Below are 17,714 nucleotides of genomic sequence, written 5' to 3' on the forward strand. Positions count from 1 at the left end.
TGTGTCCATGCCAATCGTCATCTATGTGTTTTCGTTGTGTACCTTCACCTTCGGGCTGTCGGAATTTGTGGTGGCCGGGTTGGTGTCGGCGATGGCCGAAGACCTCGGCACCAGTGCGGCGGTAGCGGGCTCGGCGGTGGCGGCCTATGCCCTGGGGGCCGCGATCGGTGCGCCGCTGCTGACCGCATGGCTGCTCGGCCAGCGCGAGCGTACATCGTTGGCGTTGGCGTTAGTGGTGCTGGCAACGGGCAGCTTCGCTTTCGCTTGTGCTGAACAGTGGGTTTCGATGAACCTGATTCGCTTGGGTATCGGCCTGGTACACGGCATGTTCATGGCCGTGGCCGCAGATGTGGCCGTGAAGCTTGTCGACCCTGCGCGCGCCGGGCGTGCCCTGTCACTGGTGTGGCTGGGGCTTACTCTGGCACTGGCGTTGGGTGTGCCGCTGGGCACGTTGCTGGGTAGCCTGTGGTCATGGCGAGCGATCTTCGTGGGGTTGGGACTGCTGGGTCTGTGCAGCTTGTTCGGTTTGCTGAAGTTAATGCCTCGCCATCCGCCACCCATGCTGGTCGACGGCAGCCGGATGGCCGGGCTGGCGACGCTGTGGCAGTGGCCACTGCTGGCGGCGGCGTGCCTTGCCATGCTGGTGAGCATGGCGACCTTTTCCTTCCTGACGTATGTGTCGCCGTTCGTGCTGCGGGTGACGCATGGCGATGTCCCGCTGTTAAGCCTGGCCATGCTGATGTTCGGCTTGGCCACATTGGTCGGCAACCTGCTGGCTGGTCATTTGGCTGATCGGTACGAGGTAGTGCGTTGCCTTAAGGTCGCCTTGGTGCTGCTGGTACTTAACTTGGTCCTTCTGTACCTCGCGCGGGCGCAGACTTGGGCCGTTGTATCGCTAGTGGGGGCCTTGGGCGGGCTTTTCTTTGCCATCGTGACCTTGTCGACACTGCGCCTGCTCGGCCTGGCGAAACAACTGGCGCCCGAGGCGACAGGGATTGCGTCGGGGGTGAGCATTGCCGCCTTCAATCTGGGCACGGCGCTGGGTGGAGCCATGGGGGGTTGGTGCATTCATCAGGTAGGGTTGGCCTACCTGCCCCTGACCGGTGCAGCCTGCGCCTTGCTGGCACTGGGTGTGTTGCAGGCCCAAGCCAGCGAAGGCCGTGCCTCAATGCTGAGGTCTGGCCTGCAGCGCTAGGATGCTCGGCCTGCCCCGGCCCGCTTTCATCTCGATACCTCGCAGTGCAGCGGGTGGGTTAATGCGGGCATGAGGTTGGCTCCGGCAGGTGCAGAGGCGTCTTGATCGGGTATTCGGGGGTGCCGTAGGCGTAGCAGGAGGTGGTGGCCTGTACTTCGTCACAGGGCAGGAAATGCAGGGTGATCCCGCAGACCTTTTCGTATTCATGACACGACTCTCTGTAATCACCACATCGACCGGTCACACATCGCGCACCTGCTCCGAGACAAACGCCTCGCGCTCTACATCGACCAGCAACCCCTCGCGGCACGCCTCGAGCATGCCCCGGTAACAGGCCTGAAACCGTTGCTCAGCCCCCCATTGCAGGGGGAAGGCAATCGCCTGTTGCGCAATTGCCCGAGTGGCATCGGCGGCACAACCAAGGATGTCCACCTGCGCATCACTCAACGCGACAGGCCCAACTCCCTCGCACTGCTCGGGTTGCAGCACATGGCTGAACAGCACGGGGAACAACCGTGGGTCGTAGAAACGCAGCAACCCCAGCCGGCCACCGTTGAGCGCCTGCATGCAGTGCCCAAGCCGAGCGGCCAGTGCCGCTGCAGCGGCTGCGTCAGGTCTACCCGCACCAGCAAGGGGCCAGCGCGATTGCGCTTTCCTCCGGCAGGCCATCGAACAACGACCGCCAAGGCATTGCCGGTGCCATGCCTTGCACACCAGCGAGGAACGGCTGCTTGCCGGCCGCTTGGTCGATGATCAGGTCCAAGTGTGCAATACCTGCTACGGAGCACGTGCCTTCAAGCAGGTGAAGCCAGTCGGCAAGGTGTTGAGCCATCATCCGCGTGCCTCCTGCTGTAGGAACCCGACAGCCATCGCTTGCGCGCGCTTCAAGCACCCGTCACACACCGCACCCGACAGCGGGAAGTTTTCACCATAGGTGAAGGGGTGGCTGAGCCATACCTCGCCGCTGAAGCCCAGCAGGCCGAGGTTGGCCTCATCGCCCTGGATGGCGAGTTTGTGTTGGCTATGGTCGAAAAAGGGGAAAGCGCCATGGGACATTTTCTGAACTCCACTCCTGTGAAGTCCGAAACCTTGGCGCATGATTCCCGGTCACACCACCCTTGCGGTAGAAAATAGATCTTTCCTACAAATGGTGTAAATAAAGCCAACGAAAGATGCAAATTTCAGCGACTGGCAGTAAGTGAATTACCTGCTACGGCCGTCACGCAATTTGTTCAAAAGGTTGCAGCCGCAAACACCGGCAAAGCCGGTGCCATAAACCGCGTCGGTTGCTTCGCGGATAAATCCGCTCCTACAGGGCGCCAGCGCAGTGCCACAACCGGCCAATGTCGCTGGCCCGCGCCTGCAGCAATTCGGCGGCATTGGCGCACGCCTGCTCCAGGCTCATCGGCCCACTGGCCAAGGCAAAGGCGGCGTCGATGCCGTGGGCATACAACTGCTGGTAGCCTTCGCCCAAGGTCCCGGCCAGCACCACCACCGGCACCCCGTGGCGCTTGGCAACCCGAGCCACGCCCATGGGGGTCTTGCCGCGCAGAGTCTGGGCATCGAACCGCCCTTCCCCGGTAATCACCAGGTCCGCGCCTTGTACCAACGCATCCAGCCCGGCCAGTTCCGCCACCACCTCAACGCCCGGGCGGAACCGCGCGCCCATGAACGCCTTGGCCGCAAAGCCCATCCCACCCGCCGCACCGCAGCCGGGGAATTCGCGCACATCTTCACCCAGCAACCGCGCGCAATGGTCGGCAAAATGGCCCAGCGCCTGGTCCAGCGCCTGCACCTGGTCGGGGTTCGCGCCTTTTTGCGGGCCGAAGATCGCCGATGCACCGTTCGGCCCACACAACGGGTTGTCGACATCGGCGGCCACTTCAACCTGCACCTCGGCCAAACGTGGGTCCAGGTCGCTGGCATCGATATGTGCCAGGCGTGCCAGGGCCAAACCGCCTTCTTCCAGCGGCTGGCCGTCGGCATCCAGCAAGCGCAGGCCCAGTGCCCGCAACATGCCACTGCCGCCGTCGTTGGTGGCGCTGCCCCCAATGGCCAGCACGATGCGCCGTGCACCGGCGGCCAACGCGGCTGCAATCAACTCGCCAGTGCCCCAGGTGCTGCTGCGGCAGGCATCACGTTGTTCACTGGGCACCAACTGAATGCCGCTGGCCTGGGCCATTTCAATGATGGCGGTGCGGCTGTCGGCCAGCCAGCCCCAGCCGGCCTCCACATGCTCGCCCAAGGGGCCGCGCACCTTGAGGCGGCGCAGTTCGCCCTGGCTGGCAGCCAGAATCGCCTCCATGGTGCCTTCTCCGCCATCGGCCATGGGGCATTCGACCAGCTCAGCCTGCGGCAACGCTTCGGCCAGGCCTGCGGCGATGGCGCGGGCGACACCGGCGGCGTCGAGGCTGTCCTTGAACGAGTCGGGGGCGATGACGATTTTCATGGGGGTTCTCCTGTCCTGATGGCGGCATGCTGACAGTTGTCAGGCGTCGCAGCCTCGGTCGGATGCACAAAAGCACGTTGTCTGGTTTGGGCAAATGCCTGCTGGCGGGTTCAGTCGGCGCGAAGCAGTTGCAAACCCAGGTACAACGTGAGCATGCCTTCGAGCCGCAGCGGGTCGACTTCCCCCAACTCCGCAATACGCTCCAGCCGGTACCGCAAGCTGTTGCGGTGGATGCCCAACGCATCGGCACAGGCCTGGCTCTGCCCGTCATGGGCACACCAGGCGCGCAGGGTCGCCAGCAGTTGCCCACTGGCATCCTTGGCACGAATACGTTGCAACGGCTCCAGCAGCTCATCCAGCGCATCTTCATTGCGATGGCGCCAGAGCAATGCCGGCAGGCGGTAGCGGGCAAGGCTGAGCAATGGCTGGTGAGGCAACACTTCGCGCCCATAGGCAAGCAAGTCGCGCACGCGGCGGTAGCCCCGGCGTAACTGGTCCAGGCTTTGCGCCGGGCTGCCCAGCGCCAAGCGCTCCACCTCCCAGCCGTGGCGCTGCAGGCGTTCAATCAGGCGCTCTTCGTCCAGGGCTTGCGCCACGGGGCGGCACCAGAGCAAAGAATCACGCGCCGGGCTGACGCACCAACTGTCCGGGTATCGGCTCATCAGCCAGGCGGCCAACGCCTCCGCCGGTGGCCCGGCACGCAGTTCGAACAGGCATGGGGCCCTGGGTAACTGGGGTTTCAAACCCAATTGCTGTGCTTCGTCCAGCAGCCGTGGTGAATCGCCTGAGCCTCCCAGCAACAAGGCCAGCAGGTCATCACAGCGCTGGCGCCGCCACTGCTGCTCCACCTGCAAGTGGCGCTGGGCCAGCAGCATTTCGGCGGTCATGCGCACCAGTTCGCCATAGGTGCGCAACTGTTGCGGGTCGCCGGTCAGGCCCAACACGCCCATCAACCTGCCATCAAGCAGCAAGGGTAAGTTGACACCCGGTTGCACGCCTTTCAGACATTTCGCGGCCTCCGCGTCCAATTCAACGATTCGGCCATTGGCCAGCACCAATTGAGCCCCTTCGTGGCGAGTGTTGATGCGCTCCGGCTCACCGCTGCCGAGGATCAAGCCCTGACTGTCCATGACGTTGACGTTGCACGGTAGGATGGCCATCGCGCGATCGACGATCTCTTGCGCCAGATCATGGTCCAGTTCGAACATTCAGCGATCCTTGAAAGCGTTAGGTTTTGTACTTGGGCACAGCGCCCTGCACCATACGCTGTGCAAAAGCACAAAGACAGGCGCGTCGCACTCCCCGAGACTCCTCAGGGCGAGCGCCGGCACAGGCGACGCGGCGACAACCATAACAACAGAGATCACGATCATGGCACACAGCCCTGCCCCTGACCAAGGCAACGACATCACCCGCAACGCGCTGTACCGGCGCATAACCCTGCGGCTGATCCCGTTCATTTTCATCTGCTACCTGTTCAACTACCTGGACCGCGTCAACGTCGGCTTCGCCAAGCTGCAGATGCTCGATGCGCTCAAGTTCAGCGAAACCGTGTACGGCCTCGGTGCCGGCATTTTCTTCATCGGCTACGTGCTCTGCGGCTTGCCGAGCAACCTGGCGCTCAACCGCTTTGGCCCGCGGCGCTGGATTGCGGCGATGATGATCGCCTGGGGCAGCCTCTCCACCTGCTTGCTGTTTGTCACCACACCCACCGAGTTCTACACCCTGCGCCTGCTCACCGGTGCGGCCGAAGCCGGCTTTTTCCCGGGTGTGGTGCTGTACCTCTCGCGCTGGTTCCCGGCCGACCGCCGTGGCCGCATCATGGCGCTGTTCATGTCGGCCATCCCGGTGTCGGGCCTGCTCGGCGGGCCGTTCTCAGGCTGGATTCTGGAGCACTTCGCGGCGGGCCAGCATGGCCTGGCCGGCTGGCAATGGATGTTCCTGATCCAGGGCCTGCCAACCGTACTGCTGGGGGTGCTGGCCATCGGCCTGCTGAGCGATGGCTACCAAAAAGCGGCCTGGCTGAGCCCGGCTGAACGCCAGCTGATCGAAGCCGACCTGCAGGCCGATGCCGCCAGCAAGCCAGCCACAACGGGCGACGGTATCCTGGCCGTGCTGACCAACCCGCTGATCTGGACGTTTGGCTTCGTCTATTTCTGCATCCAGAGCGGCGTGTACGCGATCAACTTCTGGCTGCCGTCGATCATCAAGAACATGGGCTTCGACAACCCATTGTTGATCGGTTGGCTCAGCGCCATCCCGTACTTGCTGGCGGGTGTGTTCATGATCCTGTGCGGCCGTTCCGCCGACCTGCGCAACGAACGCCGCTGGCACCTGGTGGTGCCGATGCTGATGGGCGCCGTCGGCTTGTTGATCGCGGTGAACTTTGCCGGCAACCCGACCATCGCCATTCTGGGCCTGTCGATTGCCACCATGGGCGCCCTCACCGGCCTGCCGATGTTCTGGCCGATGCCGACCGCGCTGCTGAGCGCCAGCGCCGCCGTGGCGGGCCTGGCGATCATCAACTCGGTGGGCCAGATGGCCGGTTTCCTCAGCCCGTACCTGGTTGGTTTCATCAAGGACCAGACCGGTTCGACCGACGCCGCGTTGTATTCGCTGGCAGCGTTGATCGTATTGGGTAGCCTGGTGGCCCTGCGGGTGACCCGTGCGGGTGCACTGAGCACCGCACGCGCCAACTGACCTGCCTGCGGGCAAGCCTCTGCCAAGGGGCTTGCGCGCGCACTGGCGATGCCTGTCGCCAGAAAAACCAGCTAAGGTTTCTCCACACCCATAACAAGAAACCGTGGAGCGCCCATGACCGCGCACACCGCCGCATCCCGCGCCCGGGAGCTGGCCGCCTTCGTTGACTGCCATTTCGCTGGCCGTGGCCTCAAGCCCGAGCCCGTCATCGCCGAATCCTGGTACCGCAGCATCAACCAGCACCGCCTGGACCCTGACCTGTGCCCTGTCGACAACATTCTCAGCGCTGGCGAAATCCGCCTGCATCAAGAGCAGCACGAAGCCTACCTGGCCATTGCCAGCCAGGGCGTCAGCGGCTTGGCCCGTCGCGTGGTGGACGCCGGTTTTGCCGTGTTGTTGAGCGACGCCGACGGCATTACCCTGGATGCACGCCTGCCCAGTGACCAGCAGCGCTACACGCGCTCCGGGCTGATCGTGGGGGCGCGCTGGGATGAATCGATCGCCGGCACCAACGGCATCGGCACCGCGTTGGCGTCCCAGCAGGCGCTGACCATTCACCGGCAGGAACACTTCCTGTCCGCCAACGCCCAGCTCAGCTGTTCGGTTGCACCCATCTTCGACGCGCACAACCAGTTGTTGGGCTGCCTGAACGCTACCTGCCTGCACAACGAGGGGCCAAAGCAGGCCCAGCACCTTACCTTGCAGCTGGTCACGCTGTATGCCCGGCTGATCGAAAATGCCCATTTTCGCCAGCGCTTCCGTGGCCACCTGACCTTGGCCCTGAAGCCACGTGACGACCTGGCCGACCTGGCCGCCGAGCAATTGCTTGCACTGGACGAGGCAGGCCGCGTGATCGGGGCCAATCGTGCGGCGTTCCTGGCCCACCCACCCCTTTTGCCGGGCATGGCGATTGATCAGTTGCTGCCCGCCGATGTCGACCGCTTGCTGGCCCTGACCCGGGGCGGCGCATGCGGCACCCGGTTGCACAACCTCAACGGGCAAATGCTGGATGTGGGCCTGCGCGTGCCTGCGGGTTATCGCCCTACGCCACCCAAACCTTTGCAGGCCGTTGCCACACGGCACCCCTCCCTTGAACAGCTGGCAGGCCAGGATGCCCGCTTGCAAGACGGTGTGCGCCGCCTGCGCAAGGTACTGGACAAAGACATCGCCATCCTGCTGACCGGTGAAACCGGCACCGGCAAGGAAGCCTTTGCCCGTGCCCTGCACCAGGCCAGCCAGCGCCATGCCAAGCCTTTTGTGGCGCTCAACTGCGCGGCCATTCCCGAATCGCTGATCGAGAGCGAGCTGTTCGGCTACCGCGCCGGGAGCTTCACCGGCGCCAACCGCAAGGGCATGAAGGGCAAGCTGGAAATGGCCAATGGCGGCACCTTGTTCCTGGACGAAATCGGCGACATGCCGGCGCACCTGCAAACGCGCTTGCTGCGGGTGCTGGCTGAACGGGAGCTGGTGCCCCTGGGCGGTGAGGTGCCGGTGTTGCTGGACATTCAGGTGATTTCAGCCACCCACCAGGACTTGCCGGTGATGATTGCCAACAAGGGTTTTCGCGAAGACCTGTATTACCGGCTTTGCGGCATGCAGCAGCACTTGCCGGCGTTACGTGAACGCAGCGACCGTTGCCAGTTGATCGAGGGCCTGCTGGCTGGGTTGCCCGGCGCTGATGGCCTACGCCTGAGCGCAGAGGCCCGCCAGTGCCTGATGGCGCATGAATGGCCGGGCAATGTGCGGCAGTTGCTCAATGCGTTGCGTCAGGCGGTTGCACTGGCTGAAGGCGGGGTGATCGAGAAGGAAGACCTGCCGCAGGAGTTGAAGGCTGTTCCGGTGGCTACACCGCCTGTGCTGTTGGGGCAACAGTGCGCTGACAGCGAGGCGCAGCACCTGGTGGCACTGCTGACCCGTGAGCGCTGGAACATGAGTGCAGCCGCAGAGGCCGCGGGGGTGTCGCGTTCGACGCTGTACCGAAAGATGAAACGCCTGGGGGTTGTGCAGCCTAACTTGAGGCGGTAACGGGCCTTGGCTGTGCTGTCGCGTTTCCTGTAGGAGCGGCTTCAGCCGCGATGAATCCAACGCGGTGAATGGCACCGGCTTTGCCGGTGTTCGCGGCTGAAGCCGCTCCTACAATGAACGTGCCGCCTGCACTTACCCCTGTATGTAAACCACCTGCGTACGCGTGTATTCATACAACCCATGCTTGCCATCCGCCCCGCCTACCCCGGACTTGCGCGCGCCGGCATGGAACCCTTGCATGGCCTCGAAGTTTTCGCGGTTGATGTAGGTTTCGCCAAAGTCGATTTCGCGGCACGCCTTCAACGCAGCATTCAGGTCGCGGGTGTAAATCGACGACGTCAGCCCGTATTCGCTGTCGTTGGCCAGGGCGATGGCTTCATCCAGGCCATCGACCACCTGCACCGGCAGCACCGGGCCGAAAATTTCCTTGCGCATGACTTCCATGTCCGCCTTGCACCCGGCCAGCACGGTCGGCTGGTAATGGAACCCCGCCCCCAGGTCGGCAACCTGCCCGCCGGTGACCACCTGAGCGCCCTGCCCGACCGCCGTGCGCACCATCTGCGCCACCTTGTCCAGCCCGGCTTGGTTGATCAAGGGGCCCATGTCCAGCTCCGCGCTTTGCGACGGGTCACCGTAGCGGGTGGCGGCCATGGCCTGGGAGACCTTGTCGAGGAAGGCGTCTGCCACCTTGCGCTCCACATACACCCGCTCAGCGCAGTTGCACACCTGGCCGGTGTTGATCACCCGTGAGGCCACAATCGCCTTCACGGCAAGGTCCATGTCCGCGTCGCCCAGCACGATCGCCGGTGCCTTGCCGCCGAGTTCCAGGTTGAGCTTGGTGATGTTCGGCGCGGCCGCCGCCATGATCCGCGCGCCAGTGGCCACGCTGCCGGTGAAGCTCACCAGGTCGACCCCGGCGTGGCTCGACAGCCCGTGGCCCACGCTGGCCCCCTTGCCGCCCACCACGTTGAACACGCCGGCGGGCAGGTCGGTTTCGGCCACCAGCCGGGCGAACTCGAAGCAGTTGATGGGGGTTTCTTCGCTGGGCTTGATCACGATGGTGTTGCCGGTCAGCAAGGCCGGCGCCATCTTGCGGGCGATCAGGAAGAACGGGAAATTCCACGGCAAAATGCCCGCCACCACGCCCAACGGCTTGCGCATCAGGAAGATATGCTCGTTGGCACGGTCGCTGGTCAGCACTTCACCTTCCAGGCGCCGCGCCCATTCGGCCATGTAGTCGAGGTAATCGGCGGTGAAGCTGACTTCCACCTGTGCCAATGCCGGCACCTTGCCGCCTTCCAGGGTAATGAGGTGCGCCAGCCGCTCGGCGTTGGCGCGCACCTTGGCCGCAATCTGGCGCAGGTAGCCTGCGCGCTCGATGGCTGTTTTTGCCGCCCAACCCTTGTGCGCCTTGCGCGCCACGCTGATGGCCCGCTCAACCTGCTCGGCCGGTGACTCGGGCACCCGGCCCAGCAACTGGCCATTGGCCGGGTTGTACACCTCCAGCAACGTTTCGCTGGCCACGAAGGCATTGTCGATGAAGTTCTGGTAGATCGCATCGGTCATGGCGGGTTACTCCTGCGGGTGGTTGTCGGCCAATGGCGTGTGGGCGGCCGGTTTGGCGCTGAACTGCTGCCAGGCGTTGCCCTCGGCTTTCAGGTCGTGGGCGCGCTTGATCAGGTACTGGTGCACTTGCTCGACCTGCTCGGGCTTGAGGTGGTCGGCGAACGACGGCATGCCATCGGGTACCCGGCCGCCGTAGAGGATGCCGAGGAACATCTGGTGTTTTTCCGGGGTGAGCTTGCGCAGGTCGGGCAGCACGCCACCGCTGACCGCGTGGATGCCGTGGCATTGCGAGCAGCTGCCGTCGTACAGTGCGGCGCCCGCCGCGACAGTTTGCGCATCGGCGGTCAACGGCGGCGGTTGTGGCGCGTCGGCGGGCGGCGCGGGTTCACGCAACTGGGCCGTGCCACCGATTTTATAGGTCAGCACCTGGGAGAACGGCTGCACACCGGCACGCAGTGACAACGCCCCGGCAAACGTGGAAAACGCACCGCCCCAGCCGGCCATGAAGGTCACGTACTGCTCACCGTCCACCGAATAAGTGATCGGCGCGGCCATCACGCCGCTGGCCGCCGGCGATTCCCACAGTTTCTTGCCCGAATCGGCCGCGTAGGCAATCACCCGGCCATCGGCGCTCCCTTCAAACACCAGGTTGCCGGCGGTGCTCAAGGTGCCACCGTTGAAGATGGTGATGTACGGCACCTCCCAGGCCGGCGCCTGTTTCACCGGGTCCCAGGCAATCAGCTTGCCGGACCAGGTTTTGGCCATGTCCAGCAGGCCGTCGGCGCCTTCAGGCATCATGCCGGTGCGCAGGCCCAGCTGGTAAATGCTCTTGAACGGGTTGCGCTTGGGCGCTTCGGGGATGTGTTCGTAATACGCCGACATGATGTGCGCGGGGATGTACACCAGGCCAGTGTTCGGGTTGTAGGACATCGGGTGCCAGTCATGGGCACCCCAGAAGGCCGGGGTCACCAGCTTGCGCTTGCCGTCCTTCCAGTACGCGGCCGCCTCGTCGTCCAGAATCGGCCGGCCGGTTTTCATGTCGATGCCCTTGGCCCAGTTCACCGGCACGATGTTTTTCGCCGAAAGCAACTCGCCGGTGGCGCGGTCGAGCACGTAGAAGAAGCCATTCTTGGGGGCTTGCATCAGCACTTTGCGCGGTTTGCCGTCGATGGGCAGCTCGGCCAGGATCATGTGCTGGGTGGCAGTGAAGTCCCAGGCGTCGCCCGGGGTGGTCTGGTAATGCCAGGCATATTCGCCGGTGTCGGCATTCACCGCCACGATCGACGACAGGAACAGGTTGTCACCCTTGGCCTGGCTGCGCCATTTCGGGTCCCACATCGAACCGTTGCCCACGCCGATGTACAGCAGGTTGAGGTCCGGGTCGTAGGCGAACGAGTCCCACGCCGTACCACCCCCGCCCCACTCGACGAAGGCATCGCCATGCCAGGTTTTGGCGGCTATTTCCATGGCTTTGTCTTCCGGTGGCAGCTTGGGGTCGCCAGGTACGGTGAAGAAGCGCCAGGCCTGCTTGCCGGTTTCGGCGTCATAGGCGGTGACATATCCGCGTACCCCAAACTCGGCGCCGCCGTTGCCGATGATGACCTTGCCGTTGACCACCCGTGGCGCGCCGGTGATGGTGTAGCTGCGTTTGTGATCGTCGCGGGTGTCCACCGACCAGACCCGTTTGCCGGTCTTGGCATCGATGGCTTCGAGGCGGCCGTCCAGCACGCCGACGTAGACCTTGCCCTGCCACACCGCAACACCCCGGTTGACCGCATCGCAACAGGCTTCGCCAGCGCGGTTGCGGTCCGATTGCGGGTCGTATTTCCACAGCAGCTTGCCGTTGCGGGCGTCCAGGGCATACACCACCGAGAACGGCCCGGTGGTGTACATCACCCCGTCCACCACGATGGGCGTGGCTTCGACGCCGCGGTCGAGGTCCAGCTTGTAGCTCCAGGCCAGGCCGAGCTGGTTGACGTTGGCTTCGTTGATGGTTTTGAGTGGGCTGTAGCGTTGCTCATCGTAGGTGCGGCCATGGCTCATCCAGTTACCGGGTTCGTTGTCGGCATGGATGATGCGCTGGCCGTCAACCTCGGCGGCAAAGGCAGGGGCGCTGCAGGCCAGGGCCAAGGCCAGGCAGCTCAGGGTTCGGGTCATGGTGGCTTCTCCGTTCTTGTTATGGCGACACCGTGGCGGGTGTCGAGAACGGAGGGAGCAACGGTTGTGCCAATGGCCGAAATTCAGCCTGCAGGCCTTGTTTTAGAGCGGTTGGTGTCGTTCATGCAGGCCAAGGCAGCGCGGCATGCCTGGAGCAAGCCTGCAACAGGTGGCGCAGGCCTGGCACAACTGTGTCAGGCCTGTTGCTCACCACTGGCGCTTGTCGGGCCGGGTCAACCCCAGCTTCTCGATCCGGTAGCGCAGCATGTCCCGCGACAGCCCCAGCATCCGCGCCGACTTGGTCACGTTCCAGTCGGTGCGGTCCAGCGTCTTGCACACCAGGTCCCGCTCCATGTCGGGCAGGCTGGTGCCCGGTTCCGGCTCATGCCGGGGCACTTCGTAAAGCACGGGGGCCGGCTGTGCAAGCGGCTCGTCCACCAGTGTCATGCACAGGTTCAGCTGGTGCGCCTGCACCACTTCGTTGGGTGCCAGCAGCACCGTTTGCTCCAGCATGTTGCGCAACTCGCGCACATTGCCCGGCCAGCTGTAGTTGAGCATCAAACCCTCGGCCTCGGCGCTGAAGCGCAGGTTCGGCTTGCCGTACCGGCGCCCGTGGTGGGCCAGAAAATGCCGGGCCAGCAGCAGGATGTCCTGGCCCCGGGCATACAGCCTTGGCACTTTGATGGCAATGATACGCAGGCGGAAGAACAGGTCGCGGCGGAATTTGCCCTGTTGCACCATCTGCTCCAGGTTGCAGTTGGTGGCACTGATCACCCGCAGGTCGACCTTGCGCTCCTTGACCGCGCCGATGCGGCGGATGCTGCGGTCTTCCAGCAGCTTCAGCAGTTTGGCCTGCAGCACCAGGTCCATCTCGCCGATTTCATCCAGGAACAGCGTACCGCCGTCGGCGGCCTCGACCAGGCCCACCCGGCGTTCCTTGGCGTCGGTGAAGGCGCCCTTTTCATGGCCGAACAGTTCCGCCTCCAGCAGGTTGGCCGGTATCGACGCGCAGTTGAACTCGATGAACGGGCCTTTGCTGCGCGAGCCGTCAAAATGCAGGGCCCGGGCCACCAGTTCCTTGCCGGTGCCGGTTTCACCCTCAACCAGTACCGGTGGCAGGTCGTCACTGGCCATGCGCCGCTCGGCATCCAGCACCTGGCGCAAGGTGTGCTTGAGGCTGAGCATGGTCGGCGATTCGCCGATCAGCGCCTGCAAGCCAGACTTTTGCGCCTCGCGTTCCTGATAGAACGACAAGGTGCGTTCCATGCGTTCAGTAGCCAAGGCCTTGTCCAGGGTCAGTTTGAGCTCGGCAAGCACCACAGGCTTGGTCAGGTAGTGGAATGCGCCCTCCTTCATCGCCTGCACGGCATCCTCCACGTTGCCATAGCCCGTCATCATGATCACTTTGAGCTCAGGCGCCTGCGTCACCAACGTGCGCAGCAGGTCGTGCCCGCTCATGCCGGGCAGCGAGTTGTCGGTCAGCACCGCGTCGGGCTGGCTGCGCTTGATCTGCTCCAGCGCAAGCTCCGCGCTGTCACACACCGTGACCTCGAAACCTTTGAGGTTCAAGTAGGTGCGAATGTTGTCGGCAAGGATTTCATCATCCTCGACCACCAGGATGCTGTGCTCCATGGTCCCCTCCCGCTGCAATATTGAAAGTTAGGCTGACGCGGGTTCCTTCCTCTTCCCGGCTGGCCAGGCTGACCGTGCCGCCAAAGCGTTCCATGATCCGCTTGACCAGGGCCAGGCCCACACCGAGCCCGCCCTGTTTGGTGGTGAAAAACGGTTTGAACACCATCCGTTCCTGCTGCTGGGTCATGCCCTTGCCGGTGTCACTGAGTACCAATTGCACCCGCTGGCCCTCCAGCAGGGTGACTTGCGCACGCAACTCCCCGCCTTTGGGCATGGCTTCCAGGGCATTGGCAAACAAGCTGTTGAGGATTTGCGTAAGTTGCAAGGACTGGCTGGCCACCCACTGTTCGCGCGGCCCCTCGAAGCAAAAGCGCACGCCATTGCGCTCGATTTGCTGGGTAAAGGCCAGGTGGGTGTCCTCGATGCTGGCAACCAGGTCCACCGCTTCAGCCAGGTCACTGGTGGGGCGCAGGGACACCAGCAGCTCACGCACCCAGCGCGACATGCGGTCTACCTGACTGATGATGTCGACGATGTTCTTTTGCGCCTGCGCATTGGCAATGCCTTGGGCCAGTTCGGCACTGGAGCGGATGTTGGCCAGTGGGTTGCGCAGGCTGTGCGCCACGGCCGACGACATTTCGCCCAGGGCAACGTAGGTTTCGCTGGCCACCAGGCGGTCCTGCTGCTGGTGCAACATCAGCGCGGCGCGGCGCACGATCCAGAACAGGCCAAAGTAGATCAGCGCCCCGCCCAGCAGGGTCGAAGCCCAGATCAGCACATAACCGCGCTGGATACGCCGCACCAGGTCTTGCGGCTCCTTGTAGATCTCGACCATGGCCATCACTTGTTCGCCCTGGCTGTCGAACAAAGGGATGTAGTTTTCGATGAACAGGTACTTCGGCTCACGCTGAAATTTCTGCTCCTCCCTGTCCTCTTCGGCCTGATGGTAGCTGGCCGACACTGCTTTGCGCGAACGGAATGCCCGGTCCAGGTCGTCATCGGCCTCGATGCGTTTGCCGATCAGCGCCTTGTTGGTGGACCAGACGATGGTGCGGTCGCGGGCGTAAACGTTACTGAGCAACGTGTCGGGCAGGTGCTCTACATGGTCGAGGAACTCCACCCGGGTAGATTCGGCCAGCTCCGGGCCAAACTGCAGGTGCTGCTGGTCCAGGCGCGGGTCAAGCAGTTCACCCATGGTGGTGCCTGGCGGCAACTGCGAATGGCGTACCTCGGCCTGGGCCATGGCCTGAATGAATTGTGCGGTGAGCATGGCGTCGCGCTCGACGCTGTCACGTACGACGAAGCGCGTCGACACATACCCCAGGCTGCCGGCCACCGAGGCAATGATCATCAAGCTGATGACCGAAAACCAGCGCAGCAGGTTGAACTCGCGCAGCGGCGCCGTCAGGCCGGTGACGGGCGGGTGAACGGGCTTGCCGGGAACATCGTTTTCCAGGGTCTGCATCACTTCGTTCCCGCACAGGGAGTCCGTTCAAAACGCTATCAGGGCACTGCTACCAGCGGTAGCACATTGATAGCACCTTACTGTGGCGGCCGCAGCCGCCATTGGTGGTCACATGCAGGTAGCAAAAAGTCAGCCACAACCTATATGTTTTTATTTATCAATAGGTTATCGATTACATTTAATCTTCAGTAGCGTTTCTTCCCCCACTGTTGGGTGTTTTACACCCAATTAACTTGATTGCCAGTTATATCAATGGCTTACCAAGTAATTCAAACCTGACTTATAAAGAGTCTATAAGCTTGAAATTGAGCGAAACCCGCGTACCGTACCCTTCGCTGCTGCTCAGCCGAACAGACCCACCAAAGCGCTCCATAATGCGCCTGACCAGCACCAGCCCTACCCCCAGCCCGCCTTGTTTGGTACTGAAAAACGGCCTGAAGGCCAGGCGCTGTTGCTGCTCGTTCATGCCCTTACCCGTGTCGGACAGGCGCAATGTCAGGCTGCGCCTGTCATGCTTGACCACTTCCACGCGCAGCCGGCCACCTTGCTCCATCGACTCCAGGGCATTGGCAATCAGGCTGGTGAAAATCTGCCCCAGCAGCACCGGCTGGCCCAGCACCTGTACAGCCGGCAGCGGTTGCAGGTCCAGCACTACGCCGCTGCGGGCCAGGGGGACGGCAAAGGTCTGCAGGCTTTCCTGCAGGGCCTGGTGCAAGTCCACCGCAACGGCCTCATCATTGAGTGGGCGCAGCGACTGCAGGAGCTGGCGGATCCACAACGACATGCGGTCGACCTGGTTGATGATGTCATTGATATTGCGTTGGGCCGGCCCTTCGTCAAAGGCCTGGGCCAGCTCTGCGCTGGAACGGATGCTGGCCAGCGGGTTGCGCAGGCTGTGGGCCACCGCCGAGGACACCTCGCCCAAGGCTACATAGGTTTCGTTGTTGATCAGGCGCTTTTGCTGCACCGCCATGACCCGGGCGGCGCGGCGCATGATGCCGTAAAGGCCGACGTACACCAGCCCGGCACCCACGGCAATGGCCGCCCAGATCAGCAGCAGGCCGTGTTCGATGCGCACGATCAGGTCATGGGGTTCCTTGTAGATTTCCACCATGGCGGTGACGTGCTCGCCGTCGGCGTCGAACAAGGGGATGTAGTTTTCGATGAACAACTGCTCGGGGGGCGTGACGAACTTCTGCTCGGCGCGCGCCTGCTCGAAGTTGTGGTAGCTGGCAGACACCCGCATCTTGTACTCGAAGGCCCGATCCAGGTCGTCATCGCCTTCGATCAGCTTGCCGACCAGCGCCGGGTTGCTCGACCAGATCACCGTACGGTCGGGTGCATAGATGTTGGCCAGCAGCATGTCCGGCAGGTGCGCGATATGGTCCAGGAATTCGCCCCGCGCCTTGCGCCGGGCTTCAGGGTCCACGCCCGGCAGGCTGATGCGGTCTACACGCGGGTCGAGCAACTCCCCCATGGTGCGAACATTGGGGATGTCCACGTGGCGCACCTCGGCGTCGGCGATCGAGGTGATGAACTGGGCGGTGAGCAACGCATCGCGCTCGACGCTTTCGTCGATGATGAAGCGGCTGGAGATCAGCCCCAGGCCCGTGGCCACCGACAGGATGATAGCCAGGCTGACCCAGCCATACCAACGCAGCAGGTTGAAGGGTTTACGCGAGGCTGTGGTTGAATCAGCGACGTCTGCGTTTGGGACGATGTCCATGGCGGGCTCCACTGCCGGGCACCTGTTATTAAGGTTATAGCCCAGAGTTGGGGAAACGGTCGCCCGCGCCCTAGTTCTCGGCCAGCCCCTGCAACTTACGGTATTCGCGCAGCACACTGGGCACGTAACGCTGGGTTTCGGCGTATGGCGGCACGGCGCCCCGTCGCATTACCGCATCGGGGCCTGCGTTGTAGGCGGCCACGGCCAGGGTGATGTCATTGTCGAACAGCTTGAGCATGCGTTTGAGGTAGCGTGCGCCGCCCTGCACGTTGTCTTGCGGGTCGAGCCGGTCCTGCACGCCCATTTCCCTCGCCGTATCGGGCATCAGTTGCATCAGCCCCACCGCCCCGGCCGGTGAACGGGCCTTTGGGTTGTAGCCAGACTCGGCTTTGATCAGCGCATGCAAAAGCGCCTGCGGTACGTTGTGTGCCAGGGCAGCCGCCGCCACCACATCGGCGTAGGGGCGGCCGGTGATCAGTTGTGCGTTGGCAGCACCCGCCTGGGCCACCGGTTCGCTGATCACCCGCTCATAGTGGCGCCCGGGCCGATGGACGTTGCTCAGTACATAGCCGCCTTTGGCATCGATGGAAATGTACACATCGGCTGTGGCATCAGCCGCCGCCAGCCAGATCAGGCTCAAGATGATTGCACGCATGTCGGTCGCCTCCCCGCCGTACCCCCGATGTGGGGGAAATGCCCCGGAAAACCCGGGTTCCACAGCTACGACGCAAGCACTGTGCCGCTTGCCATGCCGCATGGCGCAAGGCCCCGAGGCAGACGTGCACGGCAGTTGCATAAA

The 17,714-nt window shown here is 63.4% G+C and carries 14 protein-coding genes and 1 pseudogene; 3 read left to right on the forward strand and 12 right to left on the reverse strand.

Features of this window, described 5'->3' with window-relative positions; all coding sequences use genetic code 11:
- Positions 1–7 precede the first annotated feature (7 nt).
- Positions 8–1,195, forward strand: coding sequence for an MFS transporter (locus PVV54_RS13245; protein ID WP_274905675.1), 1,188 nt, complete (start codon positions 8–10; stop codon positions 1,193–1,195).
- A gap of 58 nt (positions 1,196–1,253) precedes the next feature.
- Here PVV54_RS13245 and PVV54_RS26605 read toward each other — a convergent pair.
- From PVV54_RS26605 to PVV54_RS13270, 6 genes and pseudogenes are all read right to left on the reverse strand, one after another.
- Positions 1,254–1,394 (reverse strand): annotated as a pseudogene (locus PVV54_RS26605) (DUF3304 domain-containing protein); the annotation flags it as partial.
- Between the two features lie 41 nt (positions 1,395–1,435).
- Positions 1,436–1,762 (reverse strand): hypothetical protein, encoded by a 327-nt coding sequence (locus PVV54_RS13250; protein ID WP_342456597.1) that lies wholly within the window; start codon positions 1,760–1,762, stop codon positions 1,436–1,438.
- 49 nt (positions 1,763–1,811) lie between these two features.
- Positions 1,812–2,030: a hypothetical protein gene (locus PVV54_RS13255; protein WP_274905677.1), complete on the reverse strand. Its 219-nt coding sequence runs from the start codon at positions 2,028–2,030 to the stop codon at positions 1,812–1,814.
- A complete protein-coding gene (locus tag PVV54_RS13260) occupies positions 2,027–2,251 on the reverse strand; it encodes a hypothetical protein (protein WP_274905678.1) in 225 nt (74 codons plus the stop codon). Before PVV54_RS13260 ends, PVV54_RS13255 begins: the two co-directional genes overlap by 4 nt.
- 253 nt (positions 2,252–2,504) lie before the next feature.
- Positions 2,505–3,644: a glycerate kinase gene (locus PVV54_RS13265; RefSeq protein WP_274905679.1), complete on the reverse strand. Its 1,140-nt coding sequence runs from the start codon at positions 3,642–3,644 to the stop codon at positions 2,505–2,507.
- A 110-nt stretch (positions 3,645–3,754) separates the two neighbouring features.
- Entirely contained in the window at positions 3,755–4,852 is a 1,098-nt protein-coding gene (locus tag PVV54_RS13270; protein ID WP_274905680.1) for a sugar diacid recognition domain-containing protein, read from the reverse strand.
- 163 nt (positions 4,853–5,015) lie between these two features.
- Between PVV54_RS13270 and PVV54_RS13275 the strand changes: the two genes are divergently transcribed.
- The gene (locus PVV54_RS13275; protein WP_274905681.1) at positions 5,016–6,344 is read left to right on the forward strand and encodes an MFS transporter; all 1,329 of its coding nucleotides are present in this window, start codon (positions 5,016–5,018) and stop codon (positions 6,342–6,344) included.
- 114 nt (positions 6,345–6,458) lie between these two features.
- Positions 6,459–8,369: a sigma-54-dependent Fis family transcriptional regulator gene (locus PVV54_RS13280; protein ID WP_274905682.1), complete on the forward strand. Its 1,911-nt coding sequence runs from the start codon at positions 6,459–6,461 to the stop codon at positions 8,367–8,369.
- A 132-nt stretch (positions 8,370–8,501) separates the two neighbouring features.
- Here PVV54_RS13280 and aldA read toward each other — a convergent pair whose 3' ends face one another.
- The 6 genes from aldA to PVV54_RS13310 all read right to left on the reverse strand — a co-directional run bounded on the left by aldA (position 8,502) and on the right by PVV54_RS13310 (position 17,570).
- Positions 8,502–9,935 carry an aldehyde dehydrogenase gene (gene aldA / locus PVV54_RS13285; RefSeq protein WP_274905683.1) on the reverse strand — a complete coding sequence of 478 codons (1,434 nt, stop codon included), beginning with the start codon at positions 9,933–9,935 and terminating at the stop codon, positions 8,502–8,504.
- Between the two features lie 6 nt (positions 9,936–9,941).
- Positions 9,942–12,092 (reverse strand): PQQ-dependent dehydrogenase, methanol/ethanol family, encoded by a 2,151-nt coding sequence (locus PVV54_RS13290; protein WP_274905684.1) that lies wholly within the window; start codon positions 12,090–12,092, stop codon positions 9,942–9,944.
- Positions 12,093–12,299: 207 nt separating this feature from the next.
- The gene (locus tag PVV54_RS13295; protein WP_274905685.1) at positions 12,300–13,724 is read right to left on the reverse strand and encodes a sigma-54-dependent transcriptional regulator; all 1,425 of its coding nucleotides are present in this window, start codon (positions 13,722–13,724) and stop codon (positions 12,300–12,302) included.
- Positions 13,693–15,189, reverse strand: a complete 1,497-nt coding sequence (locus PVV54_RS13300; protein WP_274905686.1) for a sensor histidine kinase — start codon at positions 15,187–15,189, stop codon at positions 13,693–13,695. The genes PVV54_RS13295 and PVV54_RS13300 overlap by 32 nt, the downstream gene beginning before the upstream one ends.
- A 280-nt stretch (positions 15,190–15,469) precedes the next feature.
- Positions 15,470–16,915 (reverse strand): ATP-binding protein, encoded by a 1,446-nt coding sequence (locus tag PVV54_RS13305; RefSeq protein WP_274905687.1) that lies wholly within the window; start codon positions 16,913–16,915, stop codon positions 15,470–15,472.
- Positions 16,916–16,985: 70 nt separating this feature from the next.
- Positions 16,986–17,570, reverse strand: a complete 585-nt coding sequence (locus PVV54_RS13310) for a lytic transglycosylase domain-containing protein (RefSeq protein ID WP_274905688.1) — start codon at positions 17,568–17,570, stop codon at positions 16,986–16,988.
- Between the last annotated feature and the right edge of the window lie 144 nt (positions 17,571–17,714).

Source organism: Pseudomonas sp. PSKL.D1 (assembly GCF_028898945.1).
In the GTDB taxonomy this organism is placed as follows: Bacteria; Pseudomonadota; Gammaproteobacteria; order Pseudomonadales; family Pseudomonadaceae; genus Aquipseudomonas.